Source organism: Synechococcus sp. R50.1 (assembly GCF_047462115.1).
GTDB lineage: Bacteria > Cyanobacteriota > Cyanobacteriia > Thermostichales > Thermostichaceae > Thermostichus.
The window spans coordinates 60,202-79,201 of record NZ_JANSIN010000005.1 but is presented as its reverse complement, the minus strand read 5'-3'; the positions used below and the strand labels follow the sequence as shown (position 1 = coordinate 79,201).

Here is a 19,000-nt window from a genome sequence, read left to right as displayed (position 1 = left end):
ATCCCTCAAAAACGAGACCAAGCCTGTAGCCATTCCCGGAGCGCTTCCAGCCATCCAATCGGTTCGGGCTTGGCTGCTTCTGGAGCTTCCTCCTCGCCAGCCGGCAAGCTAACTTGGTCAGGGTGCACCCTGTAAACTCGGATGGGTTTGGCGTTGGGAAAAGGTTTCACCGAAAGAGGCTCCACCTGCAGGAGTTGCCCTTCCACGGCTCGATACACGGCTGCCGAGATGAGCAACCGAAAGCTCTGTTCCTCAGTCTGTTCCCCCCCTTGCGAAACATCCTCAACCGACTCCAGCCAGGTGGCAAACTGAACCGACTTCCCGAAGGCGGACAACCGCTGCGGATCTTGGGGATCGAGGGGCAGCAAAAGGACTGGGCCGTAGTGGATCCCGAGGGTGAGCTTAACCTGGGGGTAGGAGAGTTGCCGCAGAGACCTGTTCAACTCCGCCACCGACTGTCCAAGCGCCAATCCCGCCTGCAGTGCCTGCTGTACGGCCAGCTCGGGTTGTTTTAAGCCAAACAAGGCCAAACTTCTCAGCCCACTCTGGTTGGCCAGTACTCCCCCATATTGCTGCACCAAGGCCCCCATTTGGGCGAAGTAGCGACCCAAGGTGTAGACAACATCGTAGGGAAAGTTCTCCTCGTCGAAGTTGGCCGTCCCCCGCAGGGAAGCGCTGAGAATGGCGGCGGTGACTTGGCTGCCGACCGAATGGGCCTGCAATTGATGTTGAGCTACTTCCACATCTGCTTTATCGATCACCAGCCGTTGCAGGGTGACATCTCCAGTGATGCGGGTTTGACAGGCCAGACGAATATGTACAGGAAGGTCTAGCCGTTGAGCTAACTTCTTCTCGGCAGGAGTCATGCTGCGGCAGTTTTGGCTGCCTTCCAAAATCAGGATGCGACAGGTGGAGCAGGCGGCATTGCCCCCACAGGCATGGACATGGTGCACCCCCGCCTTGAGCAGATTTTCCAGAACCGTGAGCAGGGGATTGGCTTCCAAGGTGAGGTTGTCGGGGTAACAGGTGATCCGCATGGTTAAGAGGGAGTGAGGGGTGGCAAAAAGATTCAGCACTACCTAAATTCAGTACGGCATTGCCCTCCCCTTGGATGCTGTTTTCAAAAGTTTTGGGTATTGGGTAACCTCACCCCGCAGCCTGCCCCGGCGCCGATGATAGAGTACAGAGGAGTCTTCTGCGCGAGCCCTTTATGCCTCAGTCCAAACCCCAAGAATCCCCAGCCCGCAAGCTCCTCAACATTTTGCTGCTGGTGGTGGGCACGGTAACTTTCTTGGGCTTCTCCTTTGGCCCGCTATTCCAGGCCCTCGGGCCTTCCGAATCTCCAGAGGCCAGCCTGGTAACCGAGCAACTGCGGGCCCAGGCAGACGGCTATCGCGTCGTGCTGGAGCGGGAGCCGGATAACCCCATTGCCCTGCGGGGGTTGATCGACACCCAACTGCAGCTCAACGAGCCGCAAGGGGCAATCGAGCCGCTGAAGAAGCTGGTGGAACTGGAGCCCGAAAATCGGCAACTGCGAGCTTTTTTGGCCGAAATCCAGCAGGATACGGGGGATTTTGAAGGGGCGTTAGAACAGCTCCAGCTCCTTCACGACAGGGATCCCAAAGATGGGCAAGTGCTACAACAGTTGGTGGATGTGCAGCTAACCCTGGGCCGCACCTCTGAGGCCATTGCCCTGCTGGAGAAGCATCTTGAAGAAGTGCCGGAAGATCTTGAAGAAGTGCCGGAAGATAATGATGTACGTTTGCGCTTGGCTTTTGTCTACGCCCGCAACAACCAGACTGAGAAAGCTGTAGTCCTCTACGACAAGTTGATTGCGGCGGATCCCAGTGATTTCACCCCCGTGTTGGGCAAAGCCATAGCCCTCAGCTCCGCCACCGATGAAAACCTACGGGCAAAAGCACCTGAGTTGTTTGAGCAAGCAGCGCGGTTGGCCCCACCCCAAGTTCGGGAGCAGATTCGGCAACAGGCAGAAGTTTATGCCCAGGTGAACCGGCCCCAGACGGTCGAGAACCAAAACAGCAACCCCTCCCCCTGAGCAGGTTTTCAACCGTTAGGCTAATCCAGGTGTTGAGAAGCTGATCCCTGACGGTTCTCAGTTGACCCGATAGGGAGAGCTACGGAAAAGACTCAAGTGCCTTTTCTACAGAGGGGTAGATCTCGTAAATGGCATCCAAGCCGGTGATGGAGAAGAGCAGCTTGACCTGCTCCTGCAGGCTGCAGAACTTGAGTTGATAGCCCGAAGCGCGGCAATGGCGATGCGCCCAAACCAGAACCGACAACCCCATGCTGTCGATCAGGCTAACCTGACTAAGATCCAACAAGAAATGTCCCGGTTTCTCGGTGAGAATTTGGCTTAGCTCTTTCCGTACCTCGCGGGCAATCGCGGCGTTGAGCCTTTCACTGTGCAATTTCACAACTGTAACAGGGGATCCCTTGTGGCTGAGCCGGATGAAGACATCCATGAAGAGCCCGGCAGGTTTGAGGGGGAATGAGCACAGGCACGATGCAACCAGACTGATTTTGAATTGCTAAATCACCATGAGTATGAGTTTGTCCTCCCTGGGCTTCTCTTGCAAGCATTCTTGGACACTTTTCCCTTACAGGTTAGAACTGGCATGAACGGGATCCCTGCCTGGGCTGGAGATGCTGCCGCCCTGAGTCTATTGGTTATGCAAGTGCCGATGCTGGCGGTGCTGCTGGCGCGGCTGCTGCCCTCTTTGCGGCGCCCTTCCCCTCTGCCTCCCGGTCAGCCTGGGATCCCTTTGCAGCCGGGCTTGGTCAGCGTGTTGTTGCCCACCCTCAACGAAGCGGAACGCATCGATCCCTGCCTGGAAGGATTACACCAACAGAGCTCCGTCCTGCGGGAGGTGCTGGTGGTGGACAGCCGCTCTCAAGATGGCACCCCCGAAAAAGTGCTGCAGATGGCCAAGCGGGATCCGCGCTTCCGTCTGGTAACCGACGATCCCCTCCCCGGCGGATGGGTGGGCCGCCCCTGGGCTTTGCACTACGGATTTCTCCAGTCGGATCCGGCCTCTGAGTGGATCCTGGGCATTGATGCCGATACCCGTCCCCAGCCAGGCTTGGTGGAGCGCCTGCTGGAAACCGCCCAGGCCCAAAGGCTCGACCTGATCACCCTGGCACCGCAGTTTATCTTGCAGCACTGGGGGGAAGGCTGGCTGCAACCGGCTCTTTTGGTGACCCTGATCTATCGCTATGGGGCAGCCGGAGACAGGGCTACCCTGCCAGAACGGACGATGGCCAATGGGCAATGTATGCTAGTGCGCCGGTCGGTGCTGGAAGCCATGAACGGCTACACGCTGGCGCGGGCCTCCTTCTGTGACGATGTCACCTTGGTGCGGCAGATTGCGGCAGCCGGCTTTAAAGTAGCTTTTTACGACGGTCGGCACCTGCTCAAGGTGCGCATGTACACTTCTTTTGGCGAAACTTGGCGAGAGTGGGGCCGATCCCTCGATTTGAAAGATGCCACCCCTGTGGCCCAGTTGTGGGGGGATATAGCTCTCCTCGTCCTCACCCAAGGGATCCCTGGGCTGGCGGCGGTGGGTTTACTGGGCATGATCGGCTTAGGGCTTTCCCTCTCCCTGACGGAGCAATTGCTGTTGGGGCTGAACTTGGGGTTGCTTGCCCTACGGTTGGGTGTGCTCGTGGGGATTCGCGGCTCCTATCAAGACCCCCCCTGGACGTTTTGGATCTCTCCGCTGGCGGATCCCTTGGCAGTCTTGCGGGTGATCCTGTCTGCTCTCAGCCGACCCCGGTCTTGGCGAGGGCGCACCTACTGGGGAAATGGGGGGATATCAACAGATAGTCAACAATAGTCGGTTGCCGCATCAGGATCCAACCCCAGTTCCCGCAACTTTGCCGCTAGGCGTCGTTGCTCCGAGCGGGCTTGTTCGAGAGCTGCCTCTGCCGCCTCGGCCCGTTGCCGTTCCTGTTCAGCCCGCTGCCGCTCCTGTTCGGCCCGCTGCCGCTCCTGCTCTATATGTTCACTCCCCCACAGCAGCAAACTCCCATCGGCAGTCCACCACCGCAACCAGTTGGCTTTGGTCTCGGCTTTTTGTCCCCGCCACACCCCCAAAAACAAGCCAATCTCCGGGATCCAGTAGCGACGGTTTTCATCCGCCGATACAGGGGTATAGCGGCCATTCTCCAGGCGGTAGACATCCAGCTCACCGGTTTTGGGATGAAAGATTACATAGACAGGCACCTGCAAAATGCGCTCGTAGAAATACCATTTTCCATAGGGATAGTGGGGATTGATGGAGTACTCGCCGCCCTCGGTTTCGGAGATGAATTCCATCACAATCGCCGGGGGATCCCCTTCTAGGTGGGGGGTATAGCTGCGGCGGATCTCTCCTTCGGGAATCGGCTGTACTGCGGGCACATAAACCCAGTCGGGGGCTTTCACCACCACCTTGTCCCCGACAGTGCTGCAAAGGCCAAAGTTGGAGGCGATCAAAGCCTGGGCAGGGATCATCTGAGCGAGTTCCAATGCCTCACGCAGAGCAGCAGCCAAAAGGGGCTGTAAGGTGCTTTCCACAGGCTCATCCGGCAAGGGAAAGTCTTCCGGCAGTTTTTCCCATCGAATGGGAGGTAGGGGCGGGGTGAGCCGAACAGGAGAGAGGGTCATGGCTTAGGATACTCATGGTGATAAGGTACATGAATGCCTTTTGAATAACTCAAAGCACTTGCTGATATCAACCCCAGGCAATTCCACAAGGCTGTTGCAGGCTAGGACGGATTCAGTCATCTCGACTGCCAATCCATACGGTTGAGATATGCTTGGGGGCAATGAGCAAGTTTTTCGGCGTCTTCCTTGGATTCAGCAAGAGAGCGTATGCCAGAGCCTGAACCCTCTTCTGCCCACATTCTGGTGATCGAAGATGAAGCTAAGCTGGCTCGTTTTGTGGAAACGGAGCTGACCTGTGAGGGATATCGAGTCAGCGTAGCCAGCGATGGCATGGCCGGGTTGAGGGCAGCCTGCGACCAAAACCCCGACTTGGTGCTGTTGGACTGGATGTTGCCCGGCATCTCAGGTTTGGAAATTTGTCGGCGACTGCGCTCAACGGGCAACCGCGTGCCGGTGGTGTTGATGACCGCCAGAGATGAGGTGTCGGATCGAGCAGCGGGGTTGGATGCCGGGGCGGATGATTACGTGGTCAAACCCTTCAGCATTCAGGAGCTGCTGTCTCGGATACGGATCTATTTGCGGCAGCCAAGGCGATCCCGCGATGGCCAGTTGGTGTTCATGGATCTGATTCTGGATCCCGTAACGCGGGAGGTCACTCGGGGAGAGCGGCAAGTGGAGTTAACAGCCAAAGAATACGACCTGCTGCGCTACTTGATGGAACACCCTCGACAGGTGCTCACCCGCCAGCAGATTTTGGAGCATGTGTGGGGGCTGGACTACATGGGCGACTCCAACATCATCGAGGTCTACATTCGCTATTTGCGCCTCAAGATCGAAGGCCAAGGGGAAAAGCGCCTCATCCAGACCGTGCGTGGGGTGGGCTACGTGCTGCGGGAGTAGGGGTATGGGGTCCAAAACCCCCCAGTGGAATCTTGCCTGTGAGGTTAGTTGAATTGAGGGATTTTGGGGTGCAGAGCGTGTTGTTGATGAACCTATGGAGTGCAGGGCTGTTGGGTCTCACCTTCAGCTCACCTGGAGAATTTGTCTTCCGTTTTCCCCCTGGCACCCCGCTGGTGGGAGGGCTGGGCCTGCGCTGGTATGGCCTATTGATGGCAGTGGCCGTGTTGGTCGGCTTGATCTTGACCAAAGCACTGGCCGAATCCCGTCATTTGGAGAAAGAACCCGGCAAAGCCGGCGAACGGGTGGAGCTACTGGCCCTGTGGCTGGTGGTGTCTGGGTTTCTGGGGGCCAGACTCTACTACGTCATCACCCATTGGTCAGAGTTCAGAGATAACCCCCTCTCGGCCTTCGCCATTTGGCAGGGGGGCCTTATCATCCATGGCGGGGTGCTGGCCGGTGCTCTGGCTCTCTACTTCTATTGCCGCGCCACCGGGATCCACGGCTGGAAGTATGCCGATGTTCTCACCCCTGGGTTAATTTTGGGCCAAGCCATTGGGCGCTGGGGCAACTTTTTCAATTCCGAGGCCTATGGTGCCCCTATTCCCCCGGACAGCCCTTGGCCGCTGCGGGTGTACATTCCTCCCCAAGCTCGCGAGCCGGAATACAGCCAGTTTGAGTTTTTCCACCCGATCTTTTTCTACGAGAGCATCCTCAATCTGGCCCTGTTTGCTCTGTTGATGGGGATGTTCTGGCGATTCCCCAAGCTTAAAGATGGCACTTGGGTTTGGACGTATGTGGTCGGCTACAGCTTGATTCGCATCCCTTACGAAATCTTGCGCGTGTCGGCGGTGGCCTATCTGCCGGGAACTTCCATCAAAGCCGCCTATGTAGCCAGTGGCTTGGGCTTGGTGATCGGGATCGGCATGTTGATCTACATGTACCGGCTGCGCTTCGACCCCGATTTGGAACAACTGGCAGCGTGGTTATCGGAGCAAGCGGGATTAGCGCCAGAAGCAGCCCAAAACCTTCTGGAACGGGCTTGGGCTATTCAACAGAGACATCGCCGCGCCGACCTGTTGGATCGTGTCACCCTCGCCATGCCCCACTTTCCCGGCACCCTTGCCCCTCACCTGTCTCTTGGCCAACGGGAGCTGCTCATGCGGCAACTGTTTTGTCGCCTGGAAGGCAGGGATCCCTCTGAGGAAGGGCTGGCCCAAGCCAGTTAGTGCCGTGGCCATCAGGCTGAATCAGGGTCATTCCCTCACCCCCAAGGAGAAAGCAGGGCCAGGGAGCAAAACCTTTAGGCCAGCAGACCTCGGGCCAGCAAACCCGCCCCCCCTCCCATCAACACCAACAGCCAAGTGGGCTGGCGAAAGCGCATCAAGGCAATGAAGGCCGCTACCCCGATCCCCAAAGCCACCAGCGAAGCGGGAGTTGTTTGTTGTAGCAGCGCATTTTGGGCCAAGGGCACTGTAGCCGCAGCAACAGCCCCCAGGGCCGTTGGGGTAATTGCCTGCAGGGATCCCTTCACCCAAGCATTGTGCCGTATGCGCAACAGAACCGGAGCTGCCAGCAAAATAAAGGCAAAAGAAGGGGCAAAGATGGCCACTGTTGCCGTCAGGGCCCCCAGCACCCCTGCCACCTTGTAGCCGATAAAGGCTGCCGTCAGCACCACCGGGCCAGGAGTAAATTGCCCAATGGCCACCCCATCCAAGAACTCTGTCGGCGTCAACCAGCCCAACTGATCCACCACCTCGTCGGCGATGAAGGGGATGATCACCAGCCCTCCCCCGAAGATGGCGCCGCCTACTTTCAGGAAAAACAAGGTCAAAGGCCAGAAATAGGCACCAATCCGCTCCAGACCCCAAAAGCTGCTCAGGATAAGGGTTTCCGGTGGAACCGTGGCCACTACCGTCTGGGCCAACGTCAATACTGGCCAAGGGAGTAAAATCGGGATCCCCGATAGTGGGCCTTTTTTGGGCCCATACAGCAGCAGCCCCACCAGAGCCGCCAGCCCGAACAGCAACAGGATATTCACCCCCCCAATCAGCAGCAGGGCAAAGGCCGCCACCGCGATCAGCCCCCGGCTCCAATCCTTCACAGCTTTACGGCCCAGTTTCCAGCAAAAGGCCAGGATAATGGCGATCACCACCGGGGCCACCCCAAAAAACATCCCCTCTAGCTGCGGCACCCCCTGAAAGCGAAAGTAAAGCCAAGAAAAAATCACCTCGATCACAAAAGCAGGGGCAATGAAGCAAATCCCCGCCAGCACCGCCCCCAACCAGCCTGCCCGCACATAGCCGACATAGATCCCCATCTGGGTAGAAGCTGGCCCTGGCAACATTTCACATAGGCCCACCCCTTCGGTAAATTGTTCCTGGCTCATCCAGCCCCGCCGGATCACCGCCTCATCGTGTTGCATGGCGATGTGGGCTTGGGGGCCGCCGAAACCCAGGGATCCCAGCCGCAGGAATACCACGGCAATCTCTTTCAGGCGCGTTGAAAGGGAGGGCAAGTTGTCGGGGGCGTTTTCCGGCCTGGGGAACTGACCGGGAGCAGACTCAGAAGACATGGGCAAAGCCCGGCAAGACAACCCCGCCTATCCTGCCATCTGTCCGGGATCCCTTCAAGAGGACAACACTCGCCCGTTTATCCTTTCACCCAAACTGCCCCCTCAGGTCTTCAGGCTTCGCAACCACTCTTCCAGAGCGCGGATCGGCGCGGGATCCCGGTAGACGCGATCTTGACGTGCTTTCACCTGCTGGCCCATTTGCTCTCGCCACTCTGGATCCAAGCCCAACCGACTGGCAATCTGGACGTATTCATCGAGGTTATGAGCGATGGTATCGAGAATCCCCATCTGCTGCAGGATGGCGTAGGTGTGGCGGCCCCGCATCAGGGATCCGGGCAAGGTGACGATGGGCAGGCCGTGGGGCAGGGCTTCCAGGGTGGTGTTGCCCCCTGACCAGCCGAGGCTATCCAGGTAAATATCCCCCAGGGCATTGTAGGCCGCATATTCTGCGGGGGAGAGTTCTGGTAAGAGCACCACATACTCTTCAGCGGCCAGGTCATAGGCTTGAAAGGCCCGCCGCATCCGTTGCCAAAAGCGCTCGCGGATCCCTTGGGAGAAGCGGCCTCGCAAAAATAGAAATTGACACTTCCCCACTTTCCGGGCGATGCGAGGGAACACCTCGTCGTGCTGGGGCAGGTATTTAAACAGGGATTGGGCGCAGAGATAGAGCACCCTATCGGGATCCACCCCCCAAGCTTGCCAATCCACTGGGGCCGGGAGAATATCCAGGGGAACATAGTAGGTGCCGATTCCGGGCAGGGGAAGCAGCCGTTCGCAGTAGTGGCTGGCCCCTTCTGGCGGCTCCATGAGCTCGCTGCTCAGGAAAACATCGATGGTGGGCAGCCCAGAGGTTTGTGGATGTCCCCAGGCCATGGCCTGCACGGGGGCCAAACGCAAGGCGGCCAACGGGGCGCAGACGGGATCGATCCCCACTTCGGGATACAGGATCACATCCAACTGGGCTTCTCGAATGGCCGTCTGCCATTCCTCCAAGCTGCGGGATCCGGCCACAAAGCGCTCGAAATAGGGGGGTAGGGATTGGGTGATTTCATCGTGAACGGGAGAGGTGTGGAAGCCGTAGAGAGCCACTTGGGAGCGATCCAAAGCTTCTACCCAGCCGCGAGTCAGGATCTTCCAAACGGAGTGATCCCGAAACAGGCCGGAGACAATGCCCACCCGCAGCTTGTCGGCGCGTTGCTTGAGCAGCAGAGGGGGGTGGGGGTAGCGGGCTGCCATGACCTCACAGACCAGGGATCCGTAGAGCTGCTGCAGATCGCGGTCGTTCTGGCCTTGGTAGGGCAAAAAGAAGGGTTGGACGGAGCCGATCCCGGCAGCCGCTTGCTCCAGGGTTATCGGATCCCGCGGCAGTTGTTCCCAGCGGGCCTTTACCTGTTGTAGGGCTTGGCGGTAGCGCTCCCGGGCCACGGGAACTTGGTCTGCCGAGGCGTACAGCAAGGGCAACTGGCTCACACACCACCCCAGGGCAGCGGCCAAGTCGGCAGGATCGGCCTGCCAAAGGCGGTAAAACAGCTCCGCCGCTTTTTCCTCTTGGCCACAATCCCGCAGCACAATGGCCAAGGTGTAGGCAGCATCGGCAAAGTCCGGCTGCAGCTCTAGGGCCTGTCCTAAGGGGACAAGGGCCGCCTCCAAATCTCCCTGCTGCCGCAGCACCAGCCCCAACTGGTAGAAGACTTCTGGATCCGGCCCCCCCTGCTCTAGGGCCAGTTGCAGGTGAGTTTTCGCCTCCGCCAGCCGCCCCGCCTGCTTGAGGGCAATCCCCAGGTTAAAGTGGGCATCGGGGAACCAAAGCTGTTGGACAAGGGCCTGCCGGATCAGGGCAATTGCTTCCTCTAGGGATCCCTGTTGCTGCCGACAGACCCCCAAGAGGTGCAGCGCCTCCGGGTGAGTGGGCTGGGCTTGCAGCACCTGCTGGTAAAGCGAGACGGCCTGTGGCCATTGCCCCGCTTGGTGATGGCGAACGGCCTGGGCCAACAGACGCTGCAGATGCTCTCCTTTGCCCTTTCCAGCTCTGCTTGGGCCAAAGCCTTTCCCCGGTCTAGGCATGGATGGCAGTGCGCTCCTCGCGCGGGCGGATCCTGAGCCTGTGCCCCATCAGCCGTTGGGGAAATTGAGAAAGCCCGCCAAAGCCGGGGCAATCGGCAGCAGGGTCATCACCATCAAAAAGAGGGCCAGCAAAGCCAGCGCATCCCGCTGGCCATCGGTCTCTGTGATTTCATCCTGAGGGGGACGCTCTGGCTCGCGAGCAATGAACAGGATCAGCAGCGCCCAATAGAGGGCCAAGACGTTGCTAAAGGAAGCGACCGCCAGGGCAATGAGGGTGATGAAGGTGGCGCGGGCCGCCGTCTTCCGCCCGTACACCGCCTGCACAATGCGACCTCCATCCAACTGGCCGGCAGGCAGCAGGCTCAAGGCCGTTATCGCCAGGCCGATCCAGCCCACGGCGACGAAAGGATGAATGGGGATCAGCTCCGACTGAAACTCGGATCCCAGCACCAGCCGGGCCAGAGTGCCCACTAGGATGGAGCTGCGGAATATCTCGGTAGGCACATACAGCCCTCCTGAGCCGGATAGCTTCAGGCCAGCCAAGAGCACCAGCAGCGACAGGATCCCGCTCGCCGCCGGGCCAGCAAAGGCAATGTCGAACAAAGCCTTGCGGTTGGGCACTGGCGATTGGATGCGGTTCAGGGATCCCAGCGTGCCAATGCCCAAGCTGGGGATAACAAAGGCAGGGCTGAGGCGCACCCCGTACTTGCCCGCCATCCAGCGGTGTCCGGTCTCGTGCACCAGCAAGATGGCGAAGATCCCGGCTGCCACCGGCAGGGCTTCCACCCAGCGCCCCGGCGCATCCAACAGCCGGAAGCCCAAGAGATTGGCCCCCACCTCCAACGTGGCGACGAAGCTGAAGACCAGCAACGCCCCCGCCAGGATCTGCGCCCCCACGGAAGCGCGGTAATTGACGATGGGATCCGGCAAGACCACCACCGCCGGCTTTTCCGCCGGATCCTCCACCAAAAAGAGCTGGTAGCGACTGCCCACCTGCTCTTTGAGCTTCTCCACCAGCAGGGGTACCACCACCTCCGCCTCCTGGCGCAGGTTGCCCTTAAAAATCGCCCCTTCCCCATAGGGGACGGTCTCGGTGACGAAAAAGGTATCGAGGCCGAAAATAGACTGAATGGCCTGCAGATCCTCAGCCGAGATCCGCTGCAGAACCGCAGGCGCTTCCAAAGGCGCCTCCCCTGCCGAAGGGGCTTCCCCCTGCTCTTCCAGACGAGCCAACTGCTCGCGACGGGCCTGCAGCTCCTGCTGGGCCAACTGGCGGGTCTTGCGCCCCACAGCAATGTAAAGCCCTGTAAAGACCAACAGCAACACCAGGAAGCCTGCAAAATTGAGGTAGATCCCCAGCAGCAGCAGCCCCAGGAAAACCACCCACGGCAACAAGAGCAGGGATCCCTGCAACCACACCCAGACGGCCAAGGATCCCCGTCGGCGAGCCCGCCAAAATCCCCAACCCAAAAAGGCCAGCGTTCCCAGCAAAAAGAGGGGAGTAATCTCGGTGGCGATGTTCATGGTCTACCTGTGATGGCCTACCTGCAAGAGTGCTCCACACCCCTGACGCGACTGAGGCGAGGCAGCAGACAGCTTAAGCAGAAACAGCCGCTCCCTCAAAACGGGGCTCAGGCTGCTCCCACAAGTAGAAGCCGGCACGGCGGGGCTTGAGCAGAAACAGCCGCAAAAACTGATAGAAGTTATTCAGGTAGAGGGGCAGCTTGCGCAAACCCTTGAAGGGGCCGGATCCCCGGGCAATCTCCCTCAGCTTGGCGTTGTTGGCCACACACTTCTGCAGCCGCCGCACAAACTCAGGGTTTTCCACATCCAACACCACCGGAAACACCTTGGCCGCCTCGCGGTTGGTCTTGTAGATCACCTCCATGTCATAAGCATGGGGATCCAAGCCGATGAGGCGGTAGAAATCGGGGCGCTCTCCCACATCATTGAGGTACATGGTGGCGAACACCGACAGCAAGAAGAAGCGGCACCACAGCTTGGCCACCCACCCCTGCAGCAGCCTGGGCTGGCTCAGAAGCATCAGCGCGAAGAAATCGCCGTGGCGGTTCTCGTCCTGGCACCAGTTCTTGAAGAAGTTGAAGATCGGGTAAACGCGATCCTCGGGGTGGGCCTCCAGGTGGCGGTAGATGAGAATGTAGCGCCAGTAGCCAATCTTCTCCGAGAGATAGGTGGCATAGAAGATGAAACGCGGCGCGAAATAGGTGTAAGACTTGTGCTTAGTGAGAAAGCTCAGGTCGAAGGCCATGTTGAAGTCGCCCATGGCGCGGTTCAGAAAGCCGGCATGGCGGGCCTCATCGCGGCTCATCAGGGCAAAGCACTCGGCCAAAACGGGGTTGGTCTCTTTTAGCTTGCGCGACAGCTCCTTGTAGAGGAGAAAACCGGAGAACTCGGCTGTACAGGAGCGCTCCAAGAACTCCACAAACAACCGGCGCGCCTGCGGATCCAGGCGGCTTTCCCAGTCTTGGTTGAACTCCTCACCCCGGACGAAGTGATGGCGGTTGTAGTCGGCGCGAAACTCCTGCAGGATGGCCCGGAAATCGGCCTCTCGATCCCCTAAGCCCATTTTGCCGATGGCCTCGAAATCGGTGGTGTAGAAGCGCGGCGTCAGGATGGTCTCGGTGGGCACTCGCGCTTGAGTTTGAGCAGCTTGCGAACTGGGACTCATAGTGATTTAAAGCGGATGAAAAGGCCAGGTATACTCTCGCAGTTTACCAGCCTCTCTGGCCGTCGTGGGGATAAGAAGTGTTACCGGCAGGCTCTGAGAGATCCTTAAGACTCCACTGCCAGCGGCTGGGATCGCAAGGGATCCGTCAGCTCGCTGCCCTCCTCCGAAGGCGGGATCACCTGCCAAAACAGGGGCAAGCAGGATTCCCAATTTTGCAGAATGCGCTCCGCTTTGGGGGAATGGGTGCGGCGATAGTGCTCCTGGATCAGGCTCTTCAGTTGTGCCTCTGCTGCCGCCGTCTGCACCCGCTGAATGCGCACGATCTCCCCGTTGACCTTGGCGGGAAAGTCGCCCTGCTCATCCAGCACATAGGCCAGGCCGCCGGTCATCCCAGCCCCCAAGTTGCGGCCCACCCGCCCCAGCACCACCACCACACCACCGGTCATGTACTCGCAGCAGTGGTCGCCGGATCCCTCGATCACCGCCTGCGCTCCCGAGTTGCGCACCGCAAAGCGTTCCCCCGCCTGGCCGTTGGCAAACAGGGATCCGCCCGTGGCCCCGTACAAACAGGTGTTGCCCAGGATTACATTTTCCGCCGGATCGCGGGGCGCCTCAGGGGGAGCCAGGATGACGATCTCGCCGCCGCACATGCTTTTGCCCACGTAGTCATTGGCTTCTCCTGTCAGGGTCAGGCGCATCCCCGCCAGCGTAAAAGCGCCAAAGCTCTGGCCGGCGCTGCCGACAAAGCGCAGATCCAACTGCCCCCCCTGTTGGGCAAAGCCGGTATCTCCGTACAAGCGGGCCAAGGTTCCGGCAATGCGCCCGCCTACGCAGCGGTCGGTGTTGGCGATAGGGATCTCCACCGTGGCCGTGCCGCAGGTCTCCACCGCCTTCTGCACCTCCGGCTGAGCCAGGATCTGCTCATCCAGCACCGGGCCGTTGGCGTGAACCGGCTCATGCTCCAACCAGTCGGGCAGGGTGTTGGGATCAAAACCGGGGGGAGTTCGCAGCAGACACTCCAAGTTCAAGGATTGGGTCTTCTGCAGAACCGCATCGGCGCGCGGACAGAGCAGATCCACCCGCCCGATCACCTCCTTCAGAGAGCGGTAGCCCAGTTGGGCTAAGACTTGGCGCACCTCCTCCGCCACAAACGTGAAGAAGGTCACCACGTGATCCGGTGTGCCGGGGAAGCGCTTGCGCAGCTCTTCCTTCTGGCTGGTCACCCCCACCGGGCAATTGTTGGTATGGCATACCCGCGCCATGATGCACCCCTCCGCAATCATGGCCACCGTGCCAAAGCCAAACTCTTCTGCCCCCAGCATGGCCGCCATCACCACTTCCCAACCCGTGCGAATGCCGCCATCCACCCGCAGGATGGAGCGCTGCCGTAGGCCGTTTTCCAGCAGGGTATGATGCACCTCCACCAGGCCCAACTCCCAAGGTGCCCCGGCATGTTTGATGGAGCTCAAGGGGGAAGCCCCTGTGCCCCCTTCATGGCCGGAGATTTGGATGATGTCGGCGTTGGCCTTGGCTACTCCTGCCGCCACCGTGCCGATGCCCACCTCCGCCACCAGCTTCACCGACACCTGTGCCTGGGGGTTCACCTGGTGCAAGTCGAAGATCAACTGCGCCAGATCCTCGATGGAGTAGATGTCGTGGTGGGGCGGCGGCGAGATCAAGGTCACCCCCGGCTTGGAGCGGCGCAGCTTGGCGATGTAGGGGCTGACCTTTTTGCCCGGCAGTTGCCCGCCCTCGCCCGGCTTGGCCCCCTGGGCAATTTTGATCTCAATTTGCCGCGCGTTGAGCAAATACTCCGGTGTCACGCCAAAGCGGCCCGAGGCCACCTGCTTCACCGCCGAGCTGGCGTTGTCCCCCATGCGCAGCCCCTTCAGGTGGGGAAAGCGGGCCGAGGTGCCATCTGGGCCTACATCGGTGATGGGGAGGTATCGTTCCGGATCTTCCCCGCCTTCACCGGAGTTGGACTTGCCGCCGATGCGGTTCATGGCAATGGCCAGGGTCTCGTGGGCCTCGCGGCTGAGGGCCCCCAAGGACATCCCACCTGTGGCAAAGCGTTTGAAAATCTCCGACACCGGTTCCACTTCCTCCAAGGGAATGGGATCCCGGTCGCTGCGGAAATCCAGCAGGTCTCGCAACGCGGTGGGGGTGCGGCTGCGCAGGTGCGCCCTGTAGATCTCATAGTGGGCAGGCTGACCCGATTCGATGGCCTTGTGCAGCAGTTTGGCCATTTCTGGACTGTTGATGTGGTATTCGCCTTTGGGCCGCGCCTGGATAAAGCCAAAGTTCTCCAGCTTTTTCGAGGTGAGTTCGGGAAAGGCCCGCTGGTGATTCACCATGCCCTCGCGGGCCAGATCCGCCAGCGTCATGCCTCCCACCCGCGACACCGTGCCGCGGAAGGCCAGATCGATCACCTCTTGACTCAGGCCAATGGCCTCGAAAATCTGCGCTCCGTGGTAGCTGGAGAGCAGAGAAATGCCCATTTTGGAAAGAATCTTGAGCAGCCCTGCCTCAATGGCGGCGCGGTACTTCAGTTGCACCTCGGCCAGGGAAAGCTGGGGCAACTTGCCGGCAGCCATCTGGGTTTGCGTCTTGGGCTTGTGCCACCACTGCCGCACAGCTTCATAGGCCAGATAAGGACAAACGGCGCTGGCCCCGTAGCCGATCAAGCAGGCAAAGTGGTGGGTGCTCCAGCATTGGGCAGTCTCCACCACCAGGGAAGCGCGTAGGCGCAGCCCCTCCTGGATGAGGTGATGGTGGATGGTGCCCACCGCCAACAGAGGTGGGATCAGAGCCTGCTCGGCATCAAGGCCGCGATCCGAGAGGATTAAAATCTCAGCTCCCCCCCGCACTGCCTGAGCCGCCTGCTGGCAGAGAGCCCGTACCTGGACCTCCAGTCCTTCTGGGCCGGCAGCCACCGGATAGAGAATCGGGAGCGTGTGGCAGGGAAAAGGGGTATGCTGCAGAGCGGCCAGCTCCGCTTCGTTGAGCACCGGGCTGCGCAACTGCAACAGGCGGGCATGCTCAGGGCGGATCTCCAGCAGGTTGCCCTTGGATCCCAGATACACATCCAAAGACATCACCAAGCTCTCCCGCAGGGGATCGATGGCGGGGTTGGTGACCTGGGCAAAGCGCTGCTTGAAATAGTCGTAGAGGGGATGAGGCTGGGTGGACAGCACAGCCAGCGGCGCATCATCCCCCATGCTGAAGGTGGGCTCCTTGCCCGTAGCCGCCATCTCCTCAATGATCATCTCCACATCTTCCGAGGAGTAGCCGAAGGCAGTTTGGGCTTGGAGCAGTTGTTCTTCCGAGAGGTGAGGGGTATTTTCAAAGCCCTGGGTGCTGAGCTGAACGCGATGGGCTTTGAGCCACTCGCCGTAGGGGTGTTGGGCCGCCACCTGGGTTTTGATCTCCCAGTTTTTGCAGATGTGCCCGCTCTGCAGATCCACCGTCAGCATTTGCCCCGGGCCTAGCCGCCCTTTTTCCAAAATGTCGGTCTCCGGCAGGGCAACCACCCCGGCTTCTGAGCCCACCGCCAGCAGCCCATCGCGGGTGATCGCATAGCGGGCGGGACGCAATCCATTCCGATCCAAGGTGGCGCCGATGGTTTTGCCATCGCAGAAAACCACCATCGCTGGGCCATCCCAGGGCTCCTGCAGGCCGCCGAAGAACTCGTAGAAATCCACCACTTCCGGGTGATCCTGAAGCTCCGGCTGGTTGCGATAGGCTTCCGGGATCAGCACCATCATCGCCTGCTGAGTGGAGTAGCCGGACTGAATCAACAGCTCAAACACGGCGTCCAGGCCCGCCGAGTCGCTGGTGCCGGGGTCAATAATCGGCTTCAGATCCTCGACCGCTGTACCCCAGCGGGGATGGGAAAGGGTCTGTTCGCGGGCGGCCATCCAGTTGACATTGCCCAGGTAGGTGTTGATCTCGCCGTTGTGGCAAAGGTAGCGAAAAGGCTGGGCCAGGGACCAACGCGGCAGGGTGTTGGTGCTGAAGCGGCGATGGTAAGTGGCGTAGGCAGTGGTGTAGAGGGGGTTTTGCAGATCTCGATAAAACCGGCCCAGAACCGCCGATTGCACCATGCCTTTGTAAACGATGACCCGGCAGGACAAAGAGGCAAAGTACAGGGCATAAAAGCCAAACTGAGCCTCCACCCGCCGCCGAATGCGCCGCCGCAACAGATAAAGCTGCTGCTCCAGGGTATCTCCGCTCAGGCTGGGATGGGCAAGGATCAACTGCCAGATAGAGGGCATGGTCTGCCGCGCCATCGGCCCCAGGCAATCGGGATTGACCGGCACCTGCCGCCAAGCCACCCGCTGCCAGTCGGTGGTGGCCAAGTATTCATCGATCACCTGCTGCACCGCCTGGCACTCAGCAGGATCCTGAGGCAAAAAGACCATCCCCACCGCGCTGTAAGCGGGATCCAAAGCTCGAATTTCTTCCATTTCTGCTTGCAACAGCGACCAGGGGATCGCCGTCGCAATGCCCGCCCCATCGCCGCTCTGGCCGTCGCCGCCACAGCCACCCCGATGCTCCATACAGGTGAGAGCCTGAAGGGTTTTCTGCAAGAGGTCGTGGCTGGCTCTTCCCCGCTGATCCACCAAAAAGCCGACCCCGCAAGCATCCCGCTCTTGAAAGTGCCAGTTTTCCTGCAGGATAGGAACCGAGACCTGAGAGCGATGGGGATTCATAGGAGTCAAAACAGTTTGGAATAAATCACGCTTTTAGAGGTGGAAAACCAGCATATCGCACTCCAATCCGACAGGAAAAGGGGGCAGCCCCAAGTTAGGGCCGGATTTTGCCAGTAAGGCAACAGAATGTTCCAGCGGAAGGAAGCAGCGAAGTAGAGTTCAAAAAGGCTCACTATGAACAGATTTTTCGAGCTTCTTCTGCAGGCTTCTCCGGCAGACTTTGAGACGATCTGAGAAAACCGAGGCATAGGCGCCAGCTCACGGCCAACTGGCTCTGTGGAGAACTGCGATCAATCGCTATCTGAAAAAGTCAGAAAACGTATCCCGCAGATCCGAAAGCCGATCGTTGAAGCAAGTCAGCCGATCCCCTGCGGAGTTCACCAGCGTCAGATCTGCCCGACCGGTTGCCCCTTCGGATCCCAGTAGAGGAACGCTCATGCGGCTGGGATCGGCGGGATTTTGGGAGACGCGGATCACGGCTCGATCGCGGTTCAATTGATAAGCCTCGGCCACATAGCGGATGGGCTCGCTCAAGATGGGATCCACCGGCAGCTCTGGGGCCGGCAGGAGATCCACCAGCTCGGTGAACGTGCCACTCCGCAGGCCCACCACGGCAGCAGCTCCCAACTGGTTACAAATGGCAATGAGAACCGGCTCTTGGGCAGTGGCGGTGAGGTTGGCCAAGGTGACGGTGACCGTGGCACGGCTGGCTGCTGCCGGATAGGTGACCTCAAAGGTGCGGGCAAAGGCATTGCCCAGCTCGTCGCGGGCGCGGAAGCGAAGCTGCCCGGTGTAGGGCAGGATGGAAGAAAAATAGATGCCAAAGCGGTCGCTGGGGCCCCGTCCGGGGATATTGGCTTGTCCGGGAACATAGGCAAGGGCAGCCCGACTTTGCCACTGATTGGGCGGGGCGTAGGGCAGCAGCGGGCCACTGGTGAAGCTGGGGGGTTCTTTGGGGGGCAGATCCGGCTGGCCATCTCTGTTCAAATCCAGGCCATTGCCCAAAAAGGCCACCGAGCGCTGTAAGAGGATGGGGCGGTTTTGGTTATCCAGAGGGGGATTCCGCCTCTCTGCCAGCCCGGCGTTGTCCACATAGACATTGAGGGGGCGATTTAGGATTTGGTTATCCCGTTGCCGCCGCATGTTGAACTGTAGGTAAGGCCCCACTGCGCCCGCTGCCGGGGATCCCCCTGTAATTTCAAAATCATCTGCCCGCAGAAAGACATTTTCCAGTGGGCCCAGGGGAGTGGTTCCCTCGCCGCAACCGACCAAGCTGAGCGCCAAGAGCGCCAAAGTTATATAAGCTACAGCAGGGCAACCTTTTGCGGTGGGGGAATCCGAGCCCCCACAAGAGGCACGCTTTGGCTTCAGCATTCATCTCCTCTCCACAGATCCAC

Annotated in this window: 13 protein-coding genes; 4 read left to right on the top strand and 9 right to left on the bottom strand. The window is 59.8% G+C overall.

Translation table 11 applies throughout. From position 1 onward, the window contains the following. Positions 1-5: 5 nt before the first annotated feature. Positions 6-1,076, bottom strand: coding sequence for a 2Fe-2S iron-sulfur cluster-binding protein (locus NW870_RS02715; RefSeq protein ID WP_414373781.1), 1,071 nt, complete (start codon positions 1,074-1,076; stop codon positions 6-8). Positions 1,077-1,210: 134 nt separating this feature from the next. Here NW870_RS02715 and NW870_RS02710 point away from each other — a divergent pair, with 134 nt between their 5' ends. Continuing rightward, positions 1,211-2,056, top strand: a complete 846-nt coding sequence (locus tag NW870_RS02710; protein WP_414373780.1) for a tetratricopeptide repeat protein — start codon at positions 1,211-1,213, stop codon at positions 2,054-2,056. Between the two features lie 79 nt (positions 2,057-2,135). Here the strand turns inward: NW870_RS02710 and NW870_RS02705 are convergent, their stop codons facing one another. Further along, positions 2,136-2,483 carry an STAS domain-containing protein gene (locus NW870_RS02705; protein WP_414332321.1) on the bottom strand — a complete coding sequence of 116 codons (348 nt, stop codon included), beginning with the start codon at positions 2,481-2,483 and terminating at the stop codon, positions 2,136-2,138. A gap of 153 nt (positions 2,484-2,636) precedes the next feature. Here NW870_RS02705 and NW870_RS02700 point away from each other — a divergent pair, with 153 nt between their 5' ends. Then, positions 2,637-3,854, top strand: a complete 1,218-nt coding sequence (locus NW870_RS02700; RefSeq protein ID WP_414373779.1) for a glycosyltransferase — start codon at positions 2,637-2,639, stop codon at positions 3,852-3,854. On the opposite strand, the gene NW870_RS02695 is transcribed toward NW870_RS02700, so the two are convergent. Continuing rightward, on the bottom strand, positions 3,845-4,666 hold the full coding sequence (locus NW870_RS02695; protein WP_414357528.1) for a Uma2 family endonuclease: 822 nt from the start codon (positions 4,664-4,666) through the stop codon (positions 3,845-3,847). The genes NW870_RS02700 and NW870_RS02695 overlap by 10 nt on opposite strands. A gap of 207 nt (positions 4,667-4,873) precedes the next feature. On the opposite strand from NW870_RS02695, the gene NW870_RS02690 reads away from it, so the two are divergent. Both NW870_RS02690 and lgt read left to right on the top strand, forming a co-directional pair. Next, positions 4,874-5,566: a response regulator transcription factor gene (locus tag NW870_RS02690; RefSeq protein ID WP_414373777.1), complete on the top strand. Its 693-nt coding sequence runs from the start codon at positions 4,874-4,876 to the stop codon at positions 5,564-5,566. An 86-nt stretch (positions 5,567-5,652) separates the two neighbouring features. Further along, positions 5,653-6,792 (top strand): prolipoprotein diacylglyceryl transferase, encoded by a 1,140-nt coding sequence (gene lgt, locus NW870_RS02685; RefSeq protein ID WP_414373775.1) that lies wholly within the window; start codon positions 5,653-5,655, stop codon positions 6,790-6,792. Positions 6,793-6,866: 74 nt separating this feature from the next. On the opposite strand, the gene chrA is transcribed toward lgt, so the two are convergent. The 6 genes from chrA to NW870_RS02655 all read right to left on the bottom strand — a co-directional run bounded on the left by chrA (position 6,867) and on the right by NW870_RS02655 (position 18,977). After that, on the bottom strand, positions 6,867-8,138 hold the full coding sequence (gene chrA / locus NW870_RS02680; protein WP_414373773.1) for a chromate efflux transporter: 1,272 nt from the start codon (positions 8,136-8,138) through the stop codon (positions 6,867-6,869). Between the two features lie 102 nt (positions 8,139-8,240). Then, positions 8,241-10,202: a tetratricopeptide repeat protein gene (locus NW870_RS02675; RefSeq protein ID WP_414373772.1), complete on the bottom strand. Its 1,962-nt coding sequence runs from the start codon at positions 10,200-10,202 to the stop codon at positions 8,241-8,243. A 48-nt stretch (positions 10,203-10,250) separates the two neighbouring features. Continuing rightward, a complete protein-coding gene (locus NW870_RS02670) occupies positions 10,251-11,726 on the bottom strand; it encodes a site-2 protease family protein (RefSeq protein ID WP_414373771.1) in 1,476 nt (491 codons plus the stop codon). Positions 11,727-11,799: 73 nt separating this feature from the next. Continuing rightward, positions 11,800-12,891, bottom strand: coding sequence for a magnesium-protoporphyrin IX monomethyl ester (oxidative) cyclase (acsF, locus tag NW870_RS02665; RefSeq protein ID WP_414373770.1), 1,092 nt, complete (start codon positions 12,889-12,891; stop codon positions 11,800-11,802). 104 nt (positions 12,892-12,995) lie between these two features. Then, positions 12,996-17,603: a glutamate synthase-related protein gene (locus NW870_RS02660; RefSeq protein ID WP_414373768.1), complete on the bottom strand. Its 4,608-nt coding sequence runs from the start codon at positions 17,601-17,603 to the stop codon at positions 12,996-12,998. A 297-nt stretch (positions 17,604-17,900) separates the two neighbouring features. Beyond that, positions 17,901-18,977 carry a hypothetical protein gene (locus NW870_RS02655; RefSeq protein WP_414356803.1) on the bottom strand — a complete coding sequence of 359 codons (1,077 nt, stop codon included), beginning with the start codon at positions 18,975-18,977 and terminating at the stop codon, positions 17,901-17,903. Positions 18,978-19,000: the final 23 nt, after the last annotated feature.

Excerpts from the sequence above, each read along its gene's own strand:
- acsF (WP_414373770.1), bottom strand. The coding sequence starts at position 12,891 with ATGAGTCCCAGTTCGCAAGCTGCTCAAACTCAAGCGCGAGTGCCCACC.
- NW870_RS02705 (WP_414332321.1), bottom strand. The coding sequence starts at position 2,483 with ATGGATGTCTTCATCCGGCTCAGCCACAAGGGATCCCCTGTTACAGTT.
- NW870_RS02690 (WP_414373777.1), top strand. The coding sequence starts at position 4,874 with ATGCCAGAGCCTGAACCCTCTTCTGCCCACATTCTGGTGATCGAAGAT.
- chrA (WP_414373773.1), bottom strand. The coding sequence starts at position 8,138 with ATGTCTTCTGAGTCTGCTCCCGGTCAGTTCCCCAGGCCGGAAAACGCC.
- NW870_RS02660 (WP_414373768.1), bottom strand. The coding sequence starts at position 17,603 with ATGAATCCCCATCGCTCTCAGGTCTCGGTTCCTATCCTGCAGGAAAAC.
- NW870_RS02675 (WP_414373772.1), bottom strand. The coding sequence starts at position 10,202 with ATGCCTAGACCGGGGAAAGGCTTTGGCCCAAGCAGAGCTGGAAAGGGC.
- lgt (WP_414373775.1), top strand. The coding sequence starts at position 5,653 with ATGAACCTATGGAGTGCAGGGCTGTTGGGTCTCACCTTCAGCTCACCT.
- NW870_RS02655 (WP_414356803.1), bottom strand. The coding sequence starts at position 18,977 with ATGCTGAAGCCAAAGCGTGCCTCTTGTGGGGGCTCGGATTCCCCCACC.
- NW870_RS02670 (WP_414373771.1), bottom strand. The coding sequence starts at position 11,726 with ATGAACATCGCCACCGAGATTACTCCCCTCTTTTTGCTGGGAACGCTG.
- NW870_RS02710 (WP_414373780.1), top strand. The coding sequence starts at position 1,211 with ATGCCTCAGTCCAAACCCCAAGAATCCCCAGCCCGCAAGCTCCTCAAC.
- NW870_RS02695 (WP_414357528.1), bottom strand. The coding sequence starts at position 4,666 with ATGACCCTCTCTCCTGTTCGGCTCACCCCGCCCCTACCTCCCATTCGA.
- NW870_RS02700 (WP_414373779.1), top strand. The coding sequence starts at position 2,637 with ATGAACGGGATCCCTGCCTGGGCTGGAGATGCTGCCGCCCTGAGTCTA.